At 38.9% G+C, this 20,540-nt stretch carries 22 protein-coding genes; 12 read left to right on the forward strand and 10 right to left on the reverse strand.

Annotated elements, in window-relative coordinates; genetic code table 11:
- The first annotated feature begins 54 nt into the window (after nt 1–54).
- The 7 genes from accD (at nt 55) to JYB62_RS15825 (ending at nt 7,091) form a co-directional block, all read left to right on the forward strand.
- A complete protein-coding gene (accD, locus tag JYB62_RS15795) occupies nt 55–897 on the forward strand; it encodes an acetyl-CoA carboxylase, carboxyltransferase subunit beta (RefSeq protein WP_074226664.1) in 843 nt (280 codons plus the stop codon).
- 135 nt (nt 898–1,032) lie between these two features.
- Nucleotides 1,033–2,337, forward strand: coding sequence for an NADH:ubiquinone reductase (Na(+)-transporting) subunit F (nqrF, locus tag JYB62_RS15800; protein ID WP_205646369.1), 1,305 nt, complete (start codon nt 1,033–1,035; stop codon nt 2,335–2,337).
- A gap of 201 nt (nt 2,338–2,538) precedes the next feature.
- Complete coding sequence (locus JYB62_RS15805) at nt 2,539–3,690, forward strand: formimidoylglutamase (protein ID WP_205646370.1); 1,152 nt, start codon at nt 2,539–2,541, stop codon at nt 3,688–3,690.
- Entirely contained in the window at nt 3,690–3,917 is a 228-nt protein-coding gene (locus JYB62_RS15810) for a cytochrome b5 domain-containing protein (RefSeq protein WP_205646660.1), read from the forward strand. Before JYB62_RS15805 ends, JYB62_RS15810 begins: the two co-directional genes overlap by 1 nt.
- Nucleotides 3,914–4,756 carry an N-acetylglucosamine kinase gene (locus tag JYB62_RS15815; protein ID WP_205646371.1) on the forward strand — a complete coding sequence of 281 codons (843 nt, stop codon included), beginning with the start codon at nt 3,914–3,916 and terminating at the stop codon, nt 4,754–4,756. Before JYB62_RS15810 ends, JYB62_RS15815 begins: the two co-directional genes overlap by 4 nt.
- Complete coding sequence (gene murQ / locus JYB62_RS15820) at nt 4,753–5,568, forward strand: N-acetylmuramic acid 6-phosphate etherase (RefSeq protein ID WP_205646372.1); 816 nt, start codon at nt 4,753–4,755, stop codon at nt 5,566–5,568. Before JYB62_RS15815 ends, murQ begins: the two co-directional genes overlap by 4 nt.
- Before the next feature lie 134 nt (nt 5,569–5,702).
- Complete coding sequence (locus JYB62_RS15825) at nt 5,703–7,091, forward strand: pseudouridine synthase (RefSeq protein WP_205646373.1); 1,389 nt, start codon at nt 5,703–5,705, stop codon at nt 7,089–7,091.
- A 32-nt stretch (nt 7,092–7,123) separates the two neighbouring features.
- Here the strand turns inward: JYB62_RS15825 and trxA are convergent, their stop codons facing one another.
- From trxA to JYB62_RS15875, 10 genes are all read right to left on the reverse strand, one after another.
- Nucleotides 7,124–7,429, reverse strand: a complete 306-nt coding sequence (trxA, locus tag JYB62_RS15830; RefSeq protein ID WP_074226670.1) for a thioredoxin — start codon at nt 7,427–7,429, stop codon at nt 7,124–7,126.
- Nucleotides 7,430–7,498: 69 nt separating this feature from the next.
- The gene (locus JYB62_RS15835) at nt 7,499–8,044 is read right to left on the reverse strand and encodes an OmpH family outer membrane protein (RefSeq protein WP_074226671.1); all 546 of its coding nucleotides are present in this window, start codon (nt 8,042–8,044) and stop codon (nt 7,499–7,501) included.
- Nucleotides 8,045–8,057: 13 nt separating this feature from the next.
- On the reverse strand, nt 8,058–8,588 hold the full coding sequence (locus tag JYB62_RS15840; RefSeq protein ID WP_205646374.1) for an OmpH family outer membrane protein: 531 nt from the start codon (nt 8,586–8,588) through the stop codon (nt 8,058–8,060).
- 91 nt (nt 8,589–8,679) lie between these two features.
- On the reverse strand, nt 8,680–11,376 hold the full coding sequence (locus JYB62_RS15845; RefSeq protein ID WP_205646375.1) for a BamA/OMP85 family outer membrane protein: 2,697 nt from the start codon (nt 11,374–11,376) through the stop codon (nt 8,680–8,682).
- Nucleotides 11,377–11,383: 7 nt separating this feature from the next.
- The gene (locus tag JYB62_RS15850) at nt 11,384–12,160 is read right to left on the reverse strand and encodes an isoprenyl transferase (protein ID WP_205646376.1); all 777 of its coding nucleotides are present in this window, start codon (nt 12,158–12,160) and stop codon (nt 11,384–11,386) included.
- Nucleotides 12,161–12,204: 44 nt separating this feature from the next.
- Nucleotides 12,205–12,954 (reverse strand): type IX secretion system protein PorG, encoded by a 750-nt coding sequence (gene porG / locus JYB62_RS15855; protein WP_205646377.1) that lies wholly within the window; start codon nt 12,952–12,954, stop codon nt 12,205–12,207.
- 110 nt (nt 12,955–13,064) lie between these two features.
- Complete coding sequence (locus JYB62_RS15860; RefSeq protein ID WP_205646378.1) at nt 13,065–13,940, reverse strand: NAD kinase; 876 nt, start codon at nt 13,938–13,940, stop codon at nt 13,065–13,067.
- Nucleotides 13,941–13,943: 3 nt separating this feature from the next.
- Nucleotides 13,944–14,609 carry a CBS domain-containing protein gene (locus tag JYB62_RS15865; RefSeq protein WP_205646379.1) on the reverse strand — a complete coding sequence of 222 codons (666 nt, stop codon included), beginning with the start codon at nt 14,607–14,609 and terminating at the stop codon, nt 13,944–13,946.
- A 91-nt stretch (nt 14,610–14,700) separates the two neighbouring features.
- Complete coding sequence (gene chrA / locus JYB62_RS15870) at nt 14,701–15,900, reverse strand: chromate efflux transporter (RefSeq protein ID WP_205646380.1); 1,200 nt, start codon at nt 15,898–15,900, stop codon at nt 14,701–14,703.
- A 1-nt stretch (nt 15,901) separates the two neighbouring features.
- Nucleotides 15,902–16,879, reverse strand: a complete 978-nt coding sequence (locus tag JYB62_RS15875) for an isopenicillin N synthase family dioxygenase (RefSeq protein WP_205646381.1) — start codon at nt 16,877–16,879, stop codon at nt 15,902–15,904.
- Nucleotides 16,880–16,955: 76 nt separating this feature from the next.
- Here JYB62_RS15875 and JYB62_RS15880 point away from each other — a divergent pair, with 76 nt between their 5' ends.
- From JYB62_RS15880 to JYB62_RS15900, 5 genes are all read left to right on the forward strand, one after another.
- The gene (locus JYB62_RS15880; protein ID WP_205646382.1) at nt 16,956–17,726 is read left to right on the forward strand and encodes a hypothetical protein; all 771 of its coding nucleotides are present in this window, start codon (nt 16,956–16,958) and stop codon (nt 17,724–17,726) included.
- 39 nt (nt 17,727–17,765) lie between these two features.
- Nucleotides 17,766–19,037, forward strand: a complete 1,272-nt coding sequence (gene serS / locus JYB62_RS15885) for a serine--tRNA ligase (RefSeq protein ID WP_205646383.1) — start codon at nt 17,766–17,768, stop codon at nt 19,035–19,037.
- 291 nt (nt 19,038–19,328) lie between these two features.
- Nucleotides 19,329–19,961: a peroxiredoxin gene (locus JYB62_RS15890; RefSeq protein WP_205646384.1), complete on the forward strand. Its 633-nt coding sequence runs from the start codon at nt 19,329–19,331 to the stop codon at nt 19,959–19,961.
- Nucleotides 19,962–19,963: 2 nt separating this feature from the next.
- Nucleotides 19,964–20,275 (forward strand): thioredoxin family protein, encoded by a 312-nt coding sequence (locus tag JYB62_RS15895; RefSeq protein WP_207758638.1) that lies wholly within the window; start codon nt 19,964–19,966, stop codon nt 20,273–20,275.
- Nucleotides 20,256–20,504, forward strand: coding sequence for a DUF6952 family protein (locus JYB62_RS15900; RefSeq protein WP_205646385.1), 249 nt, complete (start codon nt 20,256–20,258; stop codon nt 20,502–20,504). The genes JYB62_RS15895 and JYB62_RS15900 overlap by 20 nt, the downstream gene beginning before the upstream one ends.
- The last annotated feature ends 36 nt before the right edge of the window (nt 20,505–20,540 follow it).

Genomic DNA, 20,540 nt, shown 5'->3' on the forward strand with positions numbered 1-20,540 from the left:
ATGGACTAAATTTGTAACCTTTGACTTGTCAAAACAACGACCTAAAATCACAATATGGCTTGGTTTAAAAGAACTGACAAAGGCATCAAAACTTCCACAGCGGAGAAAAAGGATACTCCTGATGGCCTTTGGTTTAAGACCCCGAATGGGAATATCATTCATACGCGTGAATTGAAAAATAACGCTTATGTGTGTCCTGATGATGATTTCCACGTAAAAATCGGATCTAAAGAATATTTCGAAATACTGTTTGATGGTAATAAATTCACGGAACTGGATAAGGATATGAAATCCGGTGATCCCTTGAAATTCACAGATACCAAACCGTATACTTCGAGAATCGAGGCGACGATAAAAAAGACGGAACTCAATGATGCCGTAAGATCTGCGGTTGGGAAAATGAACGGCTTGGACCTAGTGGTATCCTGTATGGACTTCAATTTTATTGGAGGATCTATGGGATCTGTGGTGGGTGAGAAAATTGCTAGAGCGATTGATTATTCTCTAAAACATAAGGTTCCATTTCTAATGATTTCTAAATCGGGTGGAGCAAGAATGATGGAAGCTGGTTTTTCATTGATGCAAATGGCCAAAACTTCTGCAAAGCTGGCACTATTGGATCAAGCAGGAATTCCATTTATTTCTTTATTGACAGATCCTACTACGGGTGGTGTTACAGCCTCTTATGCAATGTTGGGAGATTTTAACATTGCAGAGCCAGAAGCATTAATCGGATTTGCAGGTCCAAGAGTTATTAGAGAAACAATCGGGAAAGATTTGCCTAAAGGATTCCAAAGCTCTGAGTTTGTTTTGGAACATGGTTTCTTGGATTTTATCATCGATCGACGTCAATTAAAGAGTCGTTTGACCACTTTGCTAAACCTCTTGCATAATTAATCAGTTATCCTATCAAATGAATTACAGTTTCTGACCAAATTTGGATTTGGTTATGACCTGTTTATAGGATTTATAAATATATTTGTGTCCGAAAATCGGAATCAATCCATACGAAAAAAGTAAAACCAATAGTTCATGGGTTCAGTAATTATCACATCCATAGTAGCATTTACAGTAATTATATTGCTACTGGTATTTATTCTCCTTTTTGCCCAATCAAAGTTGGTCAACTCTGGGGATGTCAACATCATTATAAATGGTGACGAAAGTTCTCCAATTGTGACCGCAGCAGGTACTACTTTGCTGTCTACTTTGGGCGGACAGAAAATCTTCCTTCCTTCCGCATGCGGTGGGGGTGGAACCTGCGCTATGTGTAAATGCGTGGTAGAAGAGGGTGGGGGTGAAGTTCTTCCAACAGAAGTAGGTCACCTAAGTAGAGCAGAGCAGCAAGGTAACGTTCGCTTGGCATGTCAGGTGAAAGTGAAGAATGACATGAAGATTCGAGTGCCAGAAGAAATTTTTGGTATCAAGAAGTGGGATTGTGAAGTGATCTCCAATTATAACGTTTCCACCTTTATTAAAGAGTTTAAAGTGAAGCTTCCTGAAGGGGAAACTTTGGACTTCGAAGCTGGTGGATATATTCAGATTGACGTTCCTGTAGTGACTGTTAACTTTAAGGACATGGATATTACTCCACATCCTGAACTAGGTCACCCAAATGATGTATATCAAAGCGACTGGGATAAATTTGGTCTTTGGGATCTCGTTATGAAAAATGACGAAGAGCTATTCAGAGCCTATTCTATGGCCAATCACCCTGCAGAAGGTAACATCGTAATGTTGACCATCCGTATCGCTACTCCACCATGGGATAGAGCAAACAATAAGTGGATGGATGTAAATCCAGGTGTATGTTCTTCTTATGTGTTCTCTAGAAAACCAGGTGATAAAGTAACTATTTCTGGGCCTTATGGTGAATTCCATATCAATCCAACTCTAAGAGAAATGGTTTATATCGGTGGTGGAGCTGGAATGGCACCGTTGAGAGCTCAAATTTTCCACTTGTTCCACACGGAGAAAACTAGTAGAAAAGTTTCTTATTGGTATGGAGGTAGATCGAAGAAGGAATTATTCTATGTTCCTCACTTCAGAGCGATTGAAGAAGACTTCCCTAACTTCCAATTCCATATTGGACTTTCAGAGCCATTACCAGAAGATAATTGGAAGATTAAGAAATCCTTGGATGATAAAGAAGGCGATGGATACGTTGGATTTATCCACCAAGTATTATATGACAACTACCTAAAGAACCATCCAGAGCCAGATGAGGTAGAATATTACCTATGTGGTCCTCCATTGATGAATGCTGCAGTATTGAAACTGTTGGATGATCTAGGAATTCCTCAAGAAAATATCCGATTTGATGATTTCGGAGGATAAAAATTTAAATCCCGCTTCGGCGGGATTTTTTTTGTTCTTATCCCAATGAGTTTGAAGCAGTTGTTTCTGGAATCTATATTTCATGAATAGAAAGGCAGGAATTTTGATGCTTTCGAAAGGTTGACATTGTGAACATTGTAGGAAGGTTCTCCTCTATTTCATGTCATATTTTGTTTATTTTTACCCAACACCACACCTTTTATGAACATTCAATCGTTTTTCGATCCTGTAGAAGAGTTTCTCTGGCAGAAAAAATATGCTGAAAACACCTTTTTTCATCAGATCCATTATTATGGTGAAAGTTTTCCTCAACTGAAAGGTATCCACATTGCAATTGTAGGGTTAAAAGAAACCAGAGGAATAAAAAAATATGAAAGTCTGGATCGCTCCAGTTCCGAAATCAGAGAAAAGCTTTATGAATTAAAGCGTGGCTTTGGGGCTATACGAGTGGCTGATTTGGGAGATTTAATATCGGGGGAAAACTTGGAGGATACCTACCAAGCAATTCAAAAGGTAGGAGAATACCTTATGAAGCATCAAATCCTACCTGTTTATATTGGAGGTACTCATGATTTGGATTTTGGACAATATTTGTCCTATCAAAACATGAAAAAGCTGGTGAGCCTACTGACGGTAGATGCCAAAGTTGATATGGAGGAAAAGGGTCTTATGGCGGATCAACATACCCAGGAGATTATTTTACATCAACCTAATTTCCTGTTTTCCTACGCTCATTTAGCCTATCAAAGTTTTTTGGTGGACCCTACCCTCATCAATGTGATGGAAAAACTCTATTTCGATCATGTGAGGTTAGGACAGGTTAGGTCAGAGTTTAAAGAGATCGAACCAATTATTAGAAATGCAGATTTCTTAAGCTTTGATTTAGCAGCCATTCAATCTACTGATGCCCCTGGTGCTGTAGATGCACAACCATTCGGCCTGACAGCGGAAGAAGCTTGCCAGATATGTTGGTTTGCCGGTACCAATGAAAAGCTGAGTTCAATAGGAATTTATGGATACGAGCCCTATTACGATGATCCTCACAATAAAACCGCGAAGGTAGTTGCTGTGATGATTTGGTACTTTATTGAAGGATTTTACTCCCGAAAAGATAGTCTTTCTTTTAAGAGTAATGATTATATTAAATATACCGTTTCTCTGGATTCTAAACCCAATACCATTGTGTTCTATAAAAGTAAAAAGAGCGGAAAATGGTGGATGGAGATTCCTCAGAATGAAACGGAGAAGTTTGATAGGGGTACTACTGTCCCTTGTAGCTATTCAGACTATCAAATGGCTCAAAAAGGGGAAATTCCAGAGCGTTGGGTCAATGCCCAGATTAAACTTCTATGATGAAAGTATATTCAAAGCAACAGCTTGCCCTGAGAAATGGACAAGACAAGCCAGAAATTTGGGTGGCCTATTTAGGAGTGATTTATGATGTTACCCAATCGAAAATGTGGCGGAATGGAAAACATTATGAGCATTGGGCTGGACAGGATTTAACTGAAGAGTTTGAGGATGCGCCACATAATACCAAAGTATTTGAGAAATTTACAGTAATTGGACAATTAGGATGATTTTAATAGCAGATAGTGGATCGTCAAAGACGGATTGGAGAGTAATTGGGAAAAATGGAAAGATTAGCCAATATCGTGGGGTTGGATTTAATCCTTACTATCAAACCTCCGAAGAAATGGCCACACATATGCGCCATGAGTTTTTGATGAATCTGGAAAATGAGATAGAGGAGATTTTTTACTACGGAGCTGGTTGCTCTGTGGATTCCAGAAAGGAAGAAGTTGCCCAAGCGTTACGAACTATCTTCCCTAAAGCTAAAATTGATGTAGATCATGATCTTGCTGCTGCTGCAAAAGCGACTTGTGGACATCAAGAGGGAATTGCCTGTATTTTAGGTACTGGATCCAATAGCTGCGATTATGACGGTGAAAAAATAATTGATACGAGGCCAGCACCTGGGTACATTTTAGGAGATCAAGGCGGGGGCGGTTATGTGGGACGTAAATTCCTCATGGATTTTATTAATGATGAAATGCCAATTGCCATAAAGGAAGAATTAGAGGACAAGCTAAAATTAAACGCGACTACTATTCAGGAGCATGTGTATAGGCAACCTTTTCCAAATCGGTACATGGCTAGCTTTTGTCGTTTTATAACAGAGCATAAATCAGATCCATATTGTTATATGCTCTATTACAATGCCTTTATAGATTTTTTTAAAGTCCATGTAATGAAATACAAGAATTACAGAGACAAGCAGGTAAATTTTGTTGGCTCAATCGCCTATTACAATAGCGATATCCTAAGAAAAGCAGCAAGCGATTCCCAAATCACTACTAATATTATCATTGAAAGCCCTATTTCTGGCTTGACACTTTACCATCAAGAGCTATTATGAAAGTAACCGAGAGTTCCTCCCACTACGATAATCTCGAAAAAATGAGTGTTATGGAGCTTCTTCATAACATCAACAAAGAAGACCATTTAGTCCCTGTTGCAGTGAAATCGGTATTGCCAGAAATCAGCAGGCTGGTGGAACAGATTGTCCCAAGGATGGAAGCTGGAGGGAGATTAATTTACATCGGAGCAGGTACCAGTGGAAGATTGGGGATTTTAGATGCCTCAGAATGTCCTCCTACCTATGGAGTACCTCATGAATGGGTAATTGGGATTATTGCTGGAGGGGATACAGCAATCAGAAAGGCAGTAGAAAATGCTGAGGATGATCCTTCCCAAGCTTGGGATGACATTCTACAATATGGATTTAATTCGGACGATACGGTCATAGGTATTGCTGCTTCCGGAACTACTCCTTATGTCATTGGAGGTGTCAAAATTTCAAAAGCAAAAGGTTTATTGACAGGATGCATTACTTGTAATTTAGATACGCCTCTATCCCAAGAAGTGGACTATCCCATTGAAGTGGTTGTGGGACCTGAATTTGTTACTGGAAGTACGCGAATGAAGTCTGGTACCGTACAGAAACTAGTGTTGAATATGATTTCTACTACGGTCATGATTAAGCTAGGCAAAGTGAAAGGAAATAAAATGGTGGATATGCAGCTTTCCAATGCCAAGTTGGTTCAACGAGGAACAAACATGATTATGGAAGCTACAGGTACAGATGAAGCTACAGCCAAAGAATTGCTCTTGACTCAAGGTTCAGTTAGGTTGGCGACAGAATACTTCTATAAACAAAAAGGTTCTTAAGCCCATTCATTTTTTATTTTTGAAGTTAATGGTTATTAATTTCAGGAATGGGCGTATCTTTGCAGCCCAATTAAGCATTTGATTGTCAATAGCTTATTTTAAACAAAAAAATCCAGCAGTGATGCTGCATACTTATGAAAGGTAACAATCCAAAAAAACAGTTCTTTAAAGGCGATCACGCCGAAGAACCGGCTCAGAGAAATTCTAATAGAGGAGAAGCAAGAGGAAGAGGTAGAAAAACAGATTCAGGTGAGCATGAGTTTGATCTTGGAAAGAGATCATTTGATAGTAAGGACAAAAGAGGGGGAAAATCTTCATTTGATAAAAAGAAAACCTTTAATTCTGATGCTCCAAAATCGCTAGGAGAGAAGAAATTTGGAAATAAATTCAAAAAATCAGAGGAGGGATCTTTTGGAAACAAATCCTTCGGTGCCAAGAAGGGTGGTTTTTCGGGGAATAAGTTCGAAAAGCGAGAAGAATCTGGGTTTTCTAAAAAGCCAGGATTTAAAACCAAAGGAGACAAATTCAACAAAGAAGAATTTGGTACCAGTAAATTCGAAAAGCCTTTCAAAAAAGAAGGTAAGACTTCAGGATTTGGAAAGAAGGACAGTAAAGAGGGCCTAGTCTATAAAGGGAGAGGTAAAGATCAGCAACCTGTTTTTGCTCCCGGCAAAGCCAAGAAATTCCAAGGTAAAGCAGATTCTGCTGGCTTTGGAAGAAAAAGATTTAAAATTGACTCGGAGGCCCAGAACTCAAGGCCTGATTATAATTTTGACCAACTACCTTCCAAAAAATCTAAAACCAAGTCTGAGGATGGCTTGCTACGATTGAATAAATACATTGCCAACGCGGGTATTTGTGGAAGAAGAGAAGCCGATCAATTGATCGCTCAAGGACTTATTTCCGTAAATGGACAAGTGGTTACAGAGCTTGGATTCAAGGTTAGCAGGACGGATAGAGTGGTGTATCAAGGGAGAAAGATCAACCCTGAGAAGCCGGTGTATGTATTGCTGAATAAGCCTAAGGATTTCATCACTACCACAGAAGATCCTTTAGAGAGAAAAACAGTAATGGCTTTGGTAGGAAATGCTTGTGAAGAGCGAATTTTTCCCGTGGGAAGATTAGATCGAAACACTACTGGCTTATTGCTATTCACCAATGATGGGGAACTAGCAGCCAAGCTTTCACATCCCTCTAATCAAATCAAGAAAATCTATCAGGTAACCTTGGATAAGCCTTTGACTCATAATGATGAAAAAGCAATTTTGGAAGGCCTGACTTTAGAGGATGGTGAGGTAGAGGTAGATGATATGCAAGTGTTATCCAAGGATAGATCCATTTTAGGATTGGAAATACATGTAGGAAGAAATCGAATTGTAAGAAGGATATTTGCGCATCTAGGTTACGAAGTAACAGCCTTGGATCGTGTCATGTATGCCGGATTGGACAAGAAAGATCTAAAAAGAGGACATTATCGATTCCTTTCAGAACAGGAAGTGATTCGCTTAAAGTTCTTTGTCTAATATAGAAGAAAGCTCCCAAATGGGAGCTTTTTTTATATAAACCCTTTTAAGGCTTTCTCCAACTCTCTTTTGGGAAGAATACCACCTTTTCTCCAAAGGATTTTCCCCTTTTTAAATAAGATGTAATGGGGGATGGAGCGGACTGCAAATTGTTGAGCCATTTGAGGGTGCTTATCAATATCCAGTTTGAGTAACTTGATTTTGCCTCCTAACTCATCCAATACTTCCTCTATGATAGGATCCATCGTTTGGCAAGGCCCACACCAATTTGCTCTAAAGTCTACCAGCACGGCATCCATGCTTTTACTGATGATATCCTTTGGTTTCTTTTTTGGCATAGGTAAAAATAAAAAAAACCGGTTTCTCGACTCAACGAAAAACCGGTTTATTTGATTGAAGATTGAGGATTAGTTCCCTGCTGGAGGAGTAGGCATTTCTAAACCTAATTTAGCCAACACCAATTCAGTGAATTTGTCTTCTTCTTTGGTATAAAGCAAAATTGGAGCTTGACCTGCTGTCTCTGCAAAAATATGTGTGTAATTGTTTTCTGCCGCTACTGCATTGATCGCATTGATCACTTTAGTTTGAACTGGCTCTAACAACTCACCTAATTTTCTCTGATAAGAAACCTGTGCATCTTGCTCATATTTCTGAAGATCAGACTGAAGCTTAGTAAGCTCACCTTCTTTAGCAGCTCTTGCCTCTTCTGTCATCGTTTGTGCAGCTTGTTGGTAGGTTTGAACCTGACGCTGAAAGTCTGCAGCTTTTGTTTGAATATTAGTTTGTAGCTGAGTTTGGTAATCCTGGATATCAGCTCCAATTTGTTCCATTTCTGGCATCAGATCCATGATAAATTCCACATTGGTATACCCAATTTTGATTTCCTGAGCCTGAGCCGCGAATCCTACGCAAAGCAATGCAATTGCAGAAAGGATAACTTTTACTTTCATCATTCTGTGTTTGTATTTAATTGTTCTCTTCAATTCCTAATTCTTCCAAGATAAACTCTGAATAGTCATGTCTTGGGTCTGTATAAATGATGGCTGAAGGTCCTGCTGCTTTATCAAACAATACCGCCAGTCCATTTTTTCTTGAAACTCTTTCAATGGCGTCATATATTTTGGATTGGAGGGGCTGAAGCAGTTCTGCCTGCTTCTGGTAATATTGTCCGTCAATCCCAAATATCCGACTATTGAAAGCCTGTGATTCCTGTTGTTTTTGCTTTATGTCTTCCAGCCTTTGCTGATACATCTCTTCTGTTAGCAGTACTTCTTCAGCTTTCAATTGAACCAAGAGTTCTTTAATCTCCTTGTCCAAATTTTGTGCCTCTTTCTTCCATTCATTACTGAGGTTCTGAAGCTCTTGCTGAATCACTTTGTAATCCGGATGCTTGTTCAAAATGTATTCTGAATCAATGTAACCGAACTTTTGAGCGCTTGCAGGCAGTACTTGCAATGCAAAGAGCAGCAAAAATAGTATTTTCAATGATTTTTCCATGGTTATGGGCAAGTTTTAGAGGCCAGATTAAACTCCTTACTTAGAATTTTAATTTTGCATAAATTAACTATTCCGCAACCTTTTTCCATGATTATCTGAATTGTTGTCCGATTGTAAAGTGGAATTGAGCTCCACTTCTTTCGGTGGTACCTGGTATAGCATCAAATCCATATCCCCAATCGACCCCTAACAATCCAAACGCCGGCATAAAGATTCTAGCACCCACACCAGCCGATTTTTTCAAATCATATGGATTGAAATCTGCATAAGACCCCCAGTTATTTCCAGCTTCAGCAAATCCTAATAAGAAGATGGTTGCAGATGGATTTGGAGAAACTAAGAATCTTAATTCCATTACGTATTTATTGTAAACAATACCTCCATAAGGATCGGCATCTTCCTGTCCTCTGGTATCACGTCCTGGAGTGATGGATTGGTTCTCATATCCTCTCAAGCCGATGATCTCTTGTCCTAAAGCAAAGTTGTTGAAGGTCATACCATCTCCACCCATTACGAATCTTTCCAAAGGAATAATTCCGATTTTGTTGCCATAGGATCCAAGGAATCCCATATGTGCTCTTGCACTTGCTACGAATTTAGATGATCCGAATAGCGGGGTGTAGATAGATGCATCAAACATCCATTTATGATATTCAAGCCACTTGTACTTCTCCTGATCAGTAGATTCACCGTCTATGTTTTTATTAAGAGATGAATAAGGGGGGGTTAAGGAAGTGGAAAGAATGATGTTGGAACCGAATCTCGGGAACGTAGGATTATCTACGTTATTTCTAGCAATCGTATTGTTGAAAGTCAAACTGTTCGAGGTACCTGTTGGATAGCTTAGTCCAAATGAAGTTCCGAATTGATCAAATTCATAAATCTGGAATTGGATAGAGTTACTGATACTAAAGTAGTCATCAGGCCAGGTCACACGTTTCGCCAATCCAAGGGTAACACCGGTAATTTTGAAGAAACCTAGTTCATTCCCAAAGTTGGTTTGATTAAAGAAATCCACCTGTCTTTGTACCGAATGGTTAAAGCTGAAGCTCAATGCCTGAGGCTTCTTACCTCCAAACCAAGGTTCTGTCAAGGAAATGGAATAGTTTTGGAAACTTCTACCATTAGCTTGTACTCTCAAGGAAAGTTTCTGCCCATCGCCTACAGGAAGAGGGTCCCATTTGGAGAAGTCCCCAATATTTTTGATCGAGAAGTTATTAAATACCAGTCCTACTGTACCTACGAAGCCATAGAAACCGCCCCAACCTCCAGATAGCTCAATTTGGTCATTAGGTCGTTCTTCTAATTCAAATGTAATATCTACTGTAGCAGCCTCAAAGTTTGGTCTTAAGTCTGGATTGATCTTTTCTGGGTCAAAATAACCAAGGGTAGAAAGTTCTCGGATGGTTCTTACCAATAAACTTCTATTGAATTTTTGACCAGGAAGAATTCTGATTTCACGCATGACCACGTGATCAGAGGTACGTTCATTCCCCTTGATGTTCACACTGTTTACCGTCACTTGAGGTCCTTCAAAGATTCTCATCTCCAGGTCAATGGAGTCACCAGCAACATTTACTTCCACTGGATCAATGCTGAAGAAAAGGTACCCGTCATCTTGATACAAGGAACTTACATCATCACCCTTTTGAGGATCGTAATTTAAACGCTTATCAAGTAACTCTTTGTTGTAAACATCTCCCTTTTGAATACCAAGTTTGGCTAAAAGTACAGGGTCTGGGTGAATATAATTTCCAGTAAATGAAATATTTCTATAGTAGTATTTTCTACCTTCTTCTATTTCAATATCGATATTGATTTTATCCTCGTTGAAGTTATAAACAGAATCTTCAAGGATTTCAGCATCTCTAAAACCTTTACTGTTGTAGAAGTTAATGACACTGTTTTTGTCATTTGCATATTCCTTCGGAATGTACTTAGATCCGTTAAAGAAGTTCAATTTGAAGTTCTTGTTGATGTAGGATTTTACATCTTCATTGGAGGCAGAATCAGTATGGAAAATGGTGTTGGCATAATCAGAAGCGTCTGCATCCAATGCTCGGGAATACAGGTCTTTGAAGATGCTGACTCTAGCATGTTCCTTCGTTTTCTTTAACTTCTTTTTGACTTTGGTATCCGCTATTTCTTCATTACCATAAATGTTGATGGCATTGATTCTCACTTTGGATTTCATGTCAACGTCAAAACGTAATTTCACACTATTGGGAAGTGTGGTGTCTCTTTCTTGGAGGATTTTGACGTCGGTATTTAAGTATCCTTTATCCAGGTAATATTTTTCGATGGTTCTTTTGGCTGAGTTGAGCACGTCATCTCTAACTACCCGACCACGGATATTTACCTTATCACGCAATTCACTTTCCTGAGTCTTATTCATCCCAGAAAACTCCACTCTTGAGAATCTTGGGCGTTCAGTTAAATCCAAAAGTAAATAGATGTCATCTCCTTCTACTTTCGTTACAAGAATCTTCACATCTCCAATGATTCCTTGGCCCCAAAGTTTTTTCAAAGCATTGGAAATGGATTCACCAGGAACTTCAATGGTGTCATCAACTTTCAAACCAGACAGCGATATGATCGCAATTTCATCCAGTGTCGTCAAGCCGACCGCTTTAATCTCGGCGATTCTATAAGACTGGGGTTTTTGATAATTTAACTCCAGGATATTGACTGGTTTTGAAGACGCATAGCGGCTTTGGCCCAAACGAATTTGTGCCATTGCTGAACTTGTCCAAACCAGACAAAACAGAATCAGTAAACTTCTTTTCATCAATTAATTAAGATTTAACTTGCTCACCTGTTTTACCAAATCGTCTTTCCCTTTTTTGGTAATCGAGGATCGCAGCGATCAGATGCTTTTCTCTAAAATCTGGCCATAACACAGAGGTAAAATGTAATTCCGTGTACGCCAGTTGCCACAACAGAAAATTGCTTAATCTAAATTCTCCCGAAGTTCTGATCATTAATTCAGGATCAGGTATTCCGGCAGTTTCCAGATTGTCGGCAAACACTTCTTGAGAAATGTCTTCGACTTTCAATTTCCCGTCAGAGACTTTTTGAGCAATGCGTTTGGCTGCTTGGGTGAGTTCCCATTGTCCGCTGTAGCTAAGTGCTAAAACGAGCTTGAGACCGGTATTTTGAGAGGTTTTTTCTTTTGCCTCGATTAGTTGATTATATGCTGATTTAGGTAGACTATTAATGTCACCAATACTTTCCATGACGATATTATTTTTCATCATCATTGGAACTTCATTGGCTATGGTTTTAACTAATAATGCCATTAGTCCCTCCACCTCATCTTTGGGGCGAGACCAGTTTTCTGTGGAAAATGAAAATAGAGTTAAGTACTTTACTCCCAAATTATTGGCTCCCTCTATTGCATCTCTTACAGCTTTGATAGCATGGTGGTGCCCGAAGATTCGCATGGCCCCCTTCTTTTTAGCCCAACGGCCATTGCCATCCATGATTATTGCAATATGTCGGGGGATTCTGTTTCGGTCTAATTCTTCCTTCATTCCAGTTTTTTCCGAATACCTTAATTTTTGGAGGTACAAAAATGCTATTTCTTTTCCAATAATTTACCCTAAGGGTCAATTAATTAATAAGCATAGCACTTGGAACTGGCGAAAGTATAGCTGATTGTGAGCCCTAAGAAATAGTACCAATCTTTATCATAGGGGTTTCCAAAATTAACCCCAGCAAAAACATCGGGATTATTAGGATCTGGAAATCTGGGGATTTCTGGATCTTTACTATCTATTTTATCCAAGTAGTCTGTAAAAGTAGGTCTAAAGCCTAATTCTCCAGCCAATGTCCATCTGTCGTTTATTCTATATTTAACGCCACCTCCAAATGGAATTACAATCGTTCCTACATTATATCTTTCGGAAACATTACCTGCATATGTATTCCCTTTAGCGAAAGCATGTGCATAGCCAATTCCAAAGAAAGCATAGGGAGAAAATCGGAACTCAGAATTATTCCTGAGAAAATCCAGAAAGTTGAATTCCATCACTGCAGAAGCTTCAACAACTCCTGCACGAAATCGTCCATCTCTTAAAAAAGCCATACGGTCTATGGGCTTTATACTGTCTGCAGCATTTAGTCGAGCCAAATTGAGTCCCACTCTAAGCGTCCAAACATTGTCAAAATTTCTCTTGCCAAACAACGTTCCTTGAAGGCCAATTTGGCCAGGATCAATTTTCCGAATAATATCTCCGGAGTAGGCCGCTACACCTAATCCACCACCAATTTCATATTTCTGTGCGTAGGAATTTAGGCTTAAGCCAGTAAAAACCAACAAGAAAATTAGTAAGCGACTGAAAATCTGAAAATTGACCTTTTTCAAGACGATGCAAGTTATGAAGTAGCTAACGTTTAAAAAACGCCTGCTAGTATTTAACGGGTTAATAATTGTTAAGCTTATTTTTCTTCGAATTTACCAATCTTTTGGGAATTCTAATTTCTCATGTCAAATCCCCAGTTTAGTTTTTGCCTTAGGGTATCGAAGAAATGATAATGAGGTAATTTTATCAATTTCGCTTGAAAGCTTTCTTTTTTGACACTCAACTTGACTTCTGAAGAGATAGACGTGGACCTGGAGTCCAAAGATATCAGAAACTTTTCTGCTCTTCCTTCAATTTGCAAGCTGATTTCGCTGTCATCTGAAACTATGATCGGCCTTACATTTAAGTTATGCGGACTTACTGGAGTGATTACCAGGTTTTTTGCTTCGGGAGAAATCAAAGGACCTCCACAACTTAAAGAATACCCAGTAGATCCGGTGGGAGTGGATACAATCAAGCCGTCTGCCCAGTAACTGTTCAAATATTTTCCATCAATATAGGTATGAACCGTAATCATGGAAGAAGTGTCTCGCTTATGAATTGTAAATTCATTCAAAGCAAAATTTAGTCCATTGAATAATCTTCTATGGGATTGTAAAGAGATTAAACTTCTGTTTTCAATTTGAAAATTGTCATTGGCTAGCTGGTCTATGGCAGCAGAGATATCTTTTGTAGCCACAGTAGCCAGGAATCCTAATCTACCAGTATTCAGACCTAGAATGGGTATTTCCAATTCTCCGACTTGACAAACCGCATCCAGTAAGGTGCCATCTCCCCCAATTGAAATCATGAAGTCCATCATGGACATGTCTTGTTTTCCTTCAATTACCCAATAAGAAAGAGTTTTATTTCCATGCATTCGCAATTGCCTGTCAAATTGCTCTGTGACAAAAATCTCGAAATTGAATTTACTTAGCTCTTCAAAAAGGATTTGAACATGCTGAAAATATTCAGATTTCAGAGCTAAGCCGTGTAAGGCTACCTTCATGGATCAAATATCTAAAAATCTTAGCAAGTTACCGATTCGGTCTTCCTCACTGCTAATTCCGCTTTCCTCTTGATAATGGTCTAAAATTTTATAACCAAAGCGTTCTAAGGTCGCTTTAATATGTCTCAGTTCAGGCTTGTCCAATTTGAGGGTCAATTTGATTTTGGCATCATCTAATGGATCACTGGTGATAAAAGAACTGAGTACTTTGGTGTTTTCTGTTTCTATGATTCTTGAAATCTCTGCTAGGCTGTAATCAGTCATATAAAGAGATAAAATCAGTACGCTTCCCTGGGATTGTATAGAAAGACTGTCTGCAAATGCGGCAATTGAATCTTCCATCGTCACCACTCCCAAATAAACTTTATCTCTACTTAAAACACCTACTACATTACTGTTTTGCTCCGCACCAACTCTGAGGACGTCGTAAATGTGTTTGTCTGAAAAAACCCAGCAATTTAGATTGTCTAAGGGGATTTCTTCAATGAGGGTTTCTGGATCATTTTGATCAAAAATCATCTCTTCTCGGATTAATCCTAAAAAGTTTCCTTGATCTACTACAGGTAAAATATCAGTACGAATTTCTTCCATCCACGACAATGCTTTTCCAGATTTATCGCTGAGTTTTAGTGGTGGAATTAAATTATTTATGAATTCGTAGGCCTGCATTAGTGAAATATAGGGAATCAATTTAGATTTTAAAACGCGTGGCGGTCTAAACTTGTTCAATAATGACTGGAAAACACACAATTTTCAGCTTTTAGGCAATGATCAAATTGTAAATGATGCCTAGGCAAACACCCCCTGCGATAATAGCCGGAGAAGAAATTTTGGTAAACTGAAGCATGGAATAGGTTGCTAAAATGAAAAATATGTTCATTCCATTCGCATCCAGTGGCTCAAATAATAAATAGGCAGCTGCGATTAGCATACCGCAAGAAACCGCATTTACTCCTTCTAGAGCAGCTCTAACAGGCCTATATACTTTTAACCTGTCCCAAAAGCGAATTACAAAGAAGATTAAGAAGATACCGGGTAAGAAAATGCCGCCTGCTCCGACCAAACCACCAATAATAAAACCTAAAGTTCCTCCATCTCTCATAGAAAGGGCACCTACGTAGGAAGCAATACTGAAGGTGGGGCCGGGGACTCCTTGTGAGATTGCATATCCGGTCAAAAACTCCTCCGAACTCAAAAAGTGTTTAAAATCCACAAATTCGGTATATAAGTAGGGGACTAAAACTTGGCCTCCTCCAAATATCAAAGAGCCATTTCGATAAAAGTTCTCGAATAGAACGATTGCGTTTGATTTGGTAATCCCTCCAAGGACTGCAGCCAGGATCAATACTCCTGCCCAAAGATAGAAGTTAGACCACTCAATTTTTAATGGGGCATCTTTTTCTAGTTTGGGTTGCTTCTTGTATTTGATCGAGGTACTAACGCCTCCAATCACCAAAAGAACCGGAAAAATATATGGTGAGCTATAGAAAAAGGAGATAAATGCGGACATCAACATTAACACCATGGCTTCGGTGCTTTGAACCATCTTTCCAATCGTTTTCTGGGCAGCAAAAATGATAAACCCTATGGCCATAGGTTGAATGAATCGAGCAAAATTAAGGGCCCCAGGAGTGTTTTCCTGCAAAAAAGAGATGAGGATAGCTGCTCCCGTCATCAGGATGGTAGCCGGCATTATCCAAACGATTAAAGCCAGATAGGCTAAGTTGGGACCTCCTACCCGAAAACCTATTGCAGAGATTAATTGGGTAGAGGAAGGGCCTGGGAGCATATTACACAAGGCATTCAGCTCCCAGAGCTCTTCTTCCGTCACATATCCTCTTACTTTGACCATTCGCTCTAGAAGCATCGCTAAAAATGCTTGCGGACCTCCAAAAGCAGTCAATGAAAGCGTGAGAATGTCTTTCAGGAAAAGGTAATATCGTACCTTTTTTACAGACATATTACTTTCTCAATCCTAGTTCTCTCAATCTTTCTTCCAAAAATTCCCCTGCTGTAGCATCTGGGAATAACTTTGGATTTTCTTCAGAAACGCAGGATTCCAAACAGGTTAAATCCATATCTGATCTGGGGTGCATAAAGAAAGGAATGGAATACCTACTGGTGTTCATCTTTTCTTTTGGTGGGTTTACTACTCGATGGATAGTAGACTTTAATTTTTTATTGGTCAGCCTTTCGAGCATGTCTCCCACGTTCACTACTAATTGATCGGGGAGCGCAGTGATTGGGATCCATTTTCCGTCTTTTCTTAAAACTTGTAATCCATCGGCACTTGCACCCATGAGTAATGTAATCAGATTAATATCTCCGTGTTCTGCGGCACGGACAGCATCTGCAGGAACTTCATCAGGGTTTTCAATAGGGAAATAATGGATTTGACGGAGGATGGAATTGCCATATGCTACCTTATCCTCAAAATAGTCTTCTGGTAATTCCAAATTTAGGGCAATCGCTCTAAGCATGGATTTTCCAGCATTTTCCAATATTCTAAATGCTTCATTAGCATCTTTTTCAAATTGGGGGATTTCTTCAGGCCATATGTTCGCGGGATATTCTGACTTTAAAGGATCAGAATCTGGGATATTCGATAACTCCTGTCCTACGTGGTAAAATTCCTTTAAGTCTCCCGTATTTCGACCTTTTGCATGTTCTTTTCCTTTTCCCGTATAACCTCTTTGGAAGCCAATTTCAGGTTTTTCATATTTACCTTTTACCTCATCGGGTAAAGCAAAAAATGATTGGATAGATTGGTACAAACGATCTTGAAGCTCTTGGGAAAGCCCATGATTTTTGATGGCGACAAAACCAATGTTTTGGTAGGCATCTCCTAATTTCTTAACAAATTCAGCTTTCTGCATTTCAGTTCCAGAAGTGAAATTTGCTAAATCCAAGCTGGGAATTTCATCAAAAAGGATTTCCATATAATGAGGGGGTTACTAAGTTAGTTCTCTAAATGTCTCTAAAATTAAATATCTTTAATATCAAATTCGCCCTGATATGAATAAATTCCTGGTTTCATTTGTCCTATTTGCAATTTTATTTGTCAGTTGCTCTGAGGAAAAGAAGAAAATTAACGAAACCGTCGTCGAAATGGGGGAAGTATCTCCAAACGGATTAGATGCATTACCAAAAGTGACTTTTTATCAATATGAGGATTCTTCCAGTTATCCTGATGCAATATTGGAATTGTATACTCCTTTAGGAAATCAGATTTTCAAGCCTGGGAAAGTTCCATTCGAATTCAATATCAAGAATTATGAATTTGAAAAAGCTGGAGATCAAAGCTTCAAACTGTTTAATATTCTCAATGGGGGTGATCCTGTAGGCTTTTATTCTCCTATTTTTCAAAGGGAACTTTCAGAAGGGAGTTATAGGGTAGTCGCATATTTAGTAGATGATGAAGGATTAGCTTTAAAAAATTTCGGGAATTATGTCGATAGGGATTTTCAAGTGGGAGAGTCTAGACCTTTTCCGTATTCAGCAGAACCTTACCTCGCTTTAAATTATCCTAGAAATGATCAAGTATATACAAATGGAGAAGATGTAATCATAGATTTTCTGGTGCTAGGGGGAGATATGGAACTTGATGGACTGAAAGTTCAGGTTTCAATCAACGATTACATGTACGAAATCGAAGAGATGCACCCAATTCGCGTGGCAAATCTGCCGAAAGGTACGTACCAAGTTCAGGTAAATTTGCTAAGATCTGATGGAAAAGAGCTGGAAGGTCCTTTCTCATCAGTAAGTAAAACAGTGATAGTTCGATAACATGCTTATCTTTGGGGCTTCAATTTCCAAGATTTTCAAATGCTGTTAGTTAATCAAATTCGAGACAACTACGCCGGTGTATTGGCCGGACTTAAAAAGAGAAATTTTCAAAATGCGGAAGCTGCTTTAGCTGAGGCGATCCGTTTGGATGATTTAAGAAAATCAACCCAAACTGTGCGTGACCAGCTACAATCTGAATCGAATTCTATTTCCAAGAAAATAGGGATGTTGATGAAGGAGGGCAAAGCTGCTGAAGCCAAGGAGATTAAAGAAAGAACCTCCCAGATTAAATCTGAGATCAAAGAATTGGATGAACAAAATTCCAAAGCGGAGGATGCATTGAAATCTCTATTGTATACCATTCCGAATGTTCCTCATGATTCTGTGCCTGCTGGAAAAACAGCAGATGACAATGAGGTAGTGCTGGAACATGGAGAAATTCCTGTTTTGCATGCTGAAAAGCAACCCCATTGGGAGTTGATCAAAAAGTATGATATCATCGATTTTGACCTGGGAGTGAAAATTACTGGAGCTGGTTTTCCGGTTTATAAGGGAAAGGGAGCAAGACTCCAAAGAGCTCTAATTAATTTCTTCTTGGATGAGGCGATGGCCCAAGGATATATGGAAGTTCAACCTCCCATCTTAGTCAATGAAGATTCTGGCTATGGAACTGGTCAATTGCCGGATAAGGAAGGACAGATGTATTTTGCGACTGCGGATAATTTGTATTTGATTCCCACTGCAGAGGTGCCTTTGACTAACATGTACCGAGATGTGATTCTTTCAGAGGAAGAATTACCTGTCAAAAATGTGGGATTTACTCCGTGTTTTAGAAGAGAAGCAGGGAGTTGGGGAGCACATGTACGTGGCTTGAATAGATTGCACCAATTTGATAAAGTAGAGATCGTTCAGATTACCCATCCAGAGAAGTCTTACGAGGCTTTGGAAAGCATGAGCTCTTATGTACAAGGTTTGCTTCAAAAATTAGAACTTCCTTATAGGGTATTGAGATTATGTGGAGGAGATATGGGCTTTACCTCTGCTTTAACTTATGATATGGAAGTTTATTCCGCTGCGCAAGAAAGATGGTTGGAAGTAAGTTCGGTATCCAACTTTGAGACTTATCAAACCAATAGATTGAAGCTTAGATTTAAAGGAGAAGATAAAAAGACCCAATTGGCCCATTCTTTAAATGGGAGCGCATTGGCATTACCGAGGATAGTAGCTTCTATTTTGGAAAACAATCAAACCCCCGATGGCATTAAAATGCCTAAGGTTTTACATCCTTACTTAGGATTCGATAAAATCTAATAGTTAATGAAAGCCCTGGTATTCAGGGCTTTTTTTTGTGATAGGAAAAAGCTATTACTTATAGGGTAATTCAATCAAAATTTTGCGATTTTGTTCGCAATCGGTAGCGGGTATTTTTTAATTGATAGTTGACCGTAAAAATTGAGCCTTTATTCTTCGAATGTATTGAAATTCAAAATAAAAATTGGGATAGGAAAGATTTTCGACGTTTTAACAAAAACATGATTTTTTTAAAATTTTAATTCCTGAGCTAGCTTTGTATTATCAAATTTTCAACAAAACAATAATTACATGGCATTAGTAGGAAAAAAAGCTCCAGCATTTTCAGTAGGAGCAGTTATTAACGGAGAAGAGATTGTAGAAAACTTTAGCCTAGACCAGTACCTAGGTAAGAAGAACGTAATCTTATTCTTCTATCCTAAAGATTTCACTTTTGTTTGCCCAACTGAGCTTCATGCTTTCCAGTCAAAATTGGCTGAATTTGAGAAAAGAGATACAATTGTAATCGGTTGCTCAACTGACACTGAAGAAACTCACCTTGCATGGATAATGACGCCAAAAGCTGAAGGTGGTATCGAGGGTGTTACTTACCCAATTTTGGCAGATGCAGCTAAAACCATCTCTCTGAACTACGGTGTATTGGCAGGTGAATATTCTTTTGATGCTGAAACTCGTCTTTGGTCTTTTGCTGGAGCTCCTGTTGCTTACAGAGGGACTTTCTTGATTGACAAAGAAGGTGTGGTTCGTCATGAGTCTATCAATGACCTTCCACTAGGAAGAAATATCGATGAATATTTGAGATTATTGGATGCTCAGATTCACGTTGAGAAATTTGGTGAGGTTTGTCCTGCTAACTGGGAAGAAGGAAAAGAAGCAATGCAGGCAACCAACGAAGGTGTTGCTAACTACTTATCAAATAATTAATCATGATTGAACTAACTGAAGATACTTTGCAGGAGCTGGTTGACAGCAATGATCAAGTGATTGTGCAATATTCTGCTGGCTGGTGTGGTAACTGCCGCATTATGAAGCCAAAGTTTAGAAGACTAGCTGGAGAAAATGCAGACAAAGTTTTTGTAATTGTAGATGCGGAGAAATTCCCTAACTCTAGGAAATTGGCTCAAGTAAACAATTTGCCAACTTTTGCTTCTTTCAAAGGAGGTCAGTTGGTAAATCAAATTCAAACAAATAAAGAGGACCAATTAAAAGCGTTGATCAATGAAATTGCCAGTAATTAAGACCATTCAAAGAACTTGTACTCCTGATCAAATTGAGACGGCTTTGCAAGTTTTGGAAAGCATTACAGAAGCACCTTCATTGAAAGATCCCGAGATCGACGTGATAGGAGAGTTGATTTCTAATCTGTGTGGTGCTTTGGAAGTTCATGAAATGGTTGCTGAAGGGATGTCTGAAAAAGATGCTGGAAATGCTTTCATGAAAAAAGTACTTGGTTCTATTGATAGATAAAAAATTATTTTGGGTTTATTGTTAATAGAAAAGGAA

The organism is Algoriphagus lutimaris, assembly GCF_017051705.1.
In the GTDB taxonomy this organism is placed as follows: domain Bacteria; phylum Bacteroidota; class Bacteroidia; order Cytophagales; family Cyclobacteriaceae; genus Algoriphagus; species Algoriphagus lutimaris.

Excerpts from the sequence above, each read along its gene's own strand:
- accD (WP_074226664.1), top strand. The coding sequence starts at position 55 with ATGGCTTGGTTTAAAAGAACTGACAAAGGCATCAAAACTTCCACAGCG.
- nqrF (WP_205646369.1), top strand. The coding sequence starts at position 1,033 with ATGGGTTCAGTAATTATCACATCCATAGTAGCATTTACAGTAATTATA.
- JYB62_RS15805 (WP_205646370.1), top strand. The coding sequence starts at position 2,539 with ATGAACATTCAATCGTTTTTCGATCCTGTAGAAGAGTTTCTCTGGCAG.
- JYB62_RS15810 (WP_205646660.1), top strand. The coding sequence starts at position 3,690 with ATGAAAGTATATTCAAAGCAACAGCTTGCCCTGAGAAATGGACAAGAC.
- JYB62_RS15815 (WP_205646371.1), top strand. The coding sequence starts at position 3,914 with ATGATTTTAATAGCAGATAGTGGATCGTCAAAGACGGATTGGAGAGTA.
- murQ (WP_205646372.1), top strand. The coding sequence starts at position 4,753 with ATGAAAGTAACCGAGAGTTCCTCCCACTACGATAATCTCGAAAAAATG.
- JYB62_RS15825 (WP_205646373.1), top strand. The coding sequence starts at position 5,703 with ATGAAAGGTAACAATCCAAAAAAACAGTTCTTTAAAGGCGATCACGCC.
- trxA (WP_074226670.1), bottom strand. The coding sequence starts at position 7,429 with ATGCCAAAAAAGAAACCAAAGGATATCATCAGTAAAAGCATGGATGCC.
- JYB62_RS15835 (WP_074226671.1), bottom strand. The coding sequence starts at position 8,044 with ATGATGAAAGTAAAAGTTATCCTTTCTGCAATTGCATTGCTTTGCGTA.
- JYB62_RS15840 (WP_205646374.1), bottom strand. The coding sequence starts at position 8,588 with ATGGAAAAATCATTGAAAATACTATTTTTGCTGCTCTTTGCATTGCAA.
- JYB62_RS15845 (WP_205646375.1), bottom strand. The coding sequence starts at position 11,376 with ATGAAAAGAAGTTTACTGATTCTGTTTTGTCTGGTTTGGACAAGTTCA.
- JYB62_RS15860 (WP_205646378.1), bottom strand. The coding sequence starts at position 13,940 with ATGAAGGTAGCCTTACACGGCTTAGCTCTGAAATCTGAATATTTTCAG.
- JYB62_RS15865 (WP_205646379.1), bottom strand. The coding sequence starts at position 14,609 with ATGCAGGCCTACGAATTCATAAATAATTTAATTCCACCACTAAAACTC.
- chrA (WP_205646380.1), bottom strand. The coding sequence starts at position 15,900 with ATGTCTGTAAAAAAGGTACGATATTACCTTTTCCTGAAAGACATTCTC.
- JYB62_RS15875 (WP_205646381.1), bottom strand. The coding sequence starts at position 16,879 with ATGGAAATCCTTTTTGATGAAATTCCCAGCTTGGATTTAGCAAATTTC.
- JYB62_RS15880 (WP_205646382.1), top strand. The coding sequence starts at position 16,956 with ATGAATAAATTCCTGGTTTCATTTGTCCTATTTGCAATTTTATTTGTC.
- serS (WP_205646383.1), top strand. The coding sequence starts at position 17,766 with ATGCTGTTAGTTAATCAAATTCGAGACAACTACGCCGGTGTATTGGCC.
- JYB62_RS15890 (WP_205646384.1), top strand. The coding sequence starts at position 19,329 with ATGGCATTAGTAGGAAAAAAAGCTCCAGCATTTTCAGTAGGAGCAGTT.
- JYB62_RS15895 (WP_207758638.1), top strand. The coding sequence starts at position 19,964 with ATGATTGAACTAACTGAAGATACTTTGCAGGAGCTGGTTGACAGCAAT.
- JYB62_RS15900 (WP_205646385.1), top strand. The coding sequence starts at position 20,256 with ATGAAATTGCCAGTAATTAAGACCATTCAAAGAACTTGTACTCCTGAT.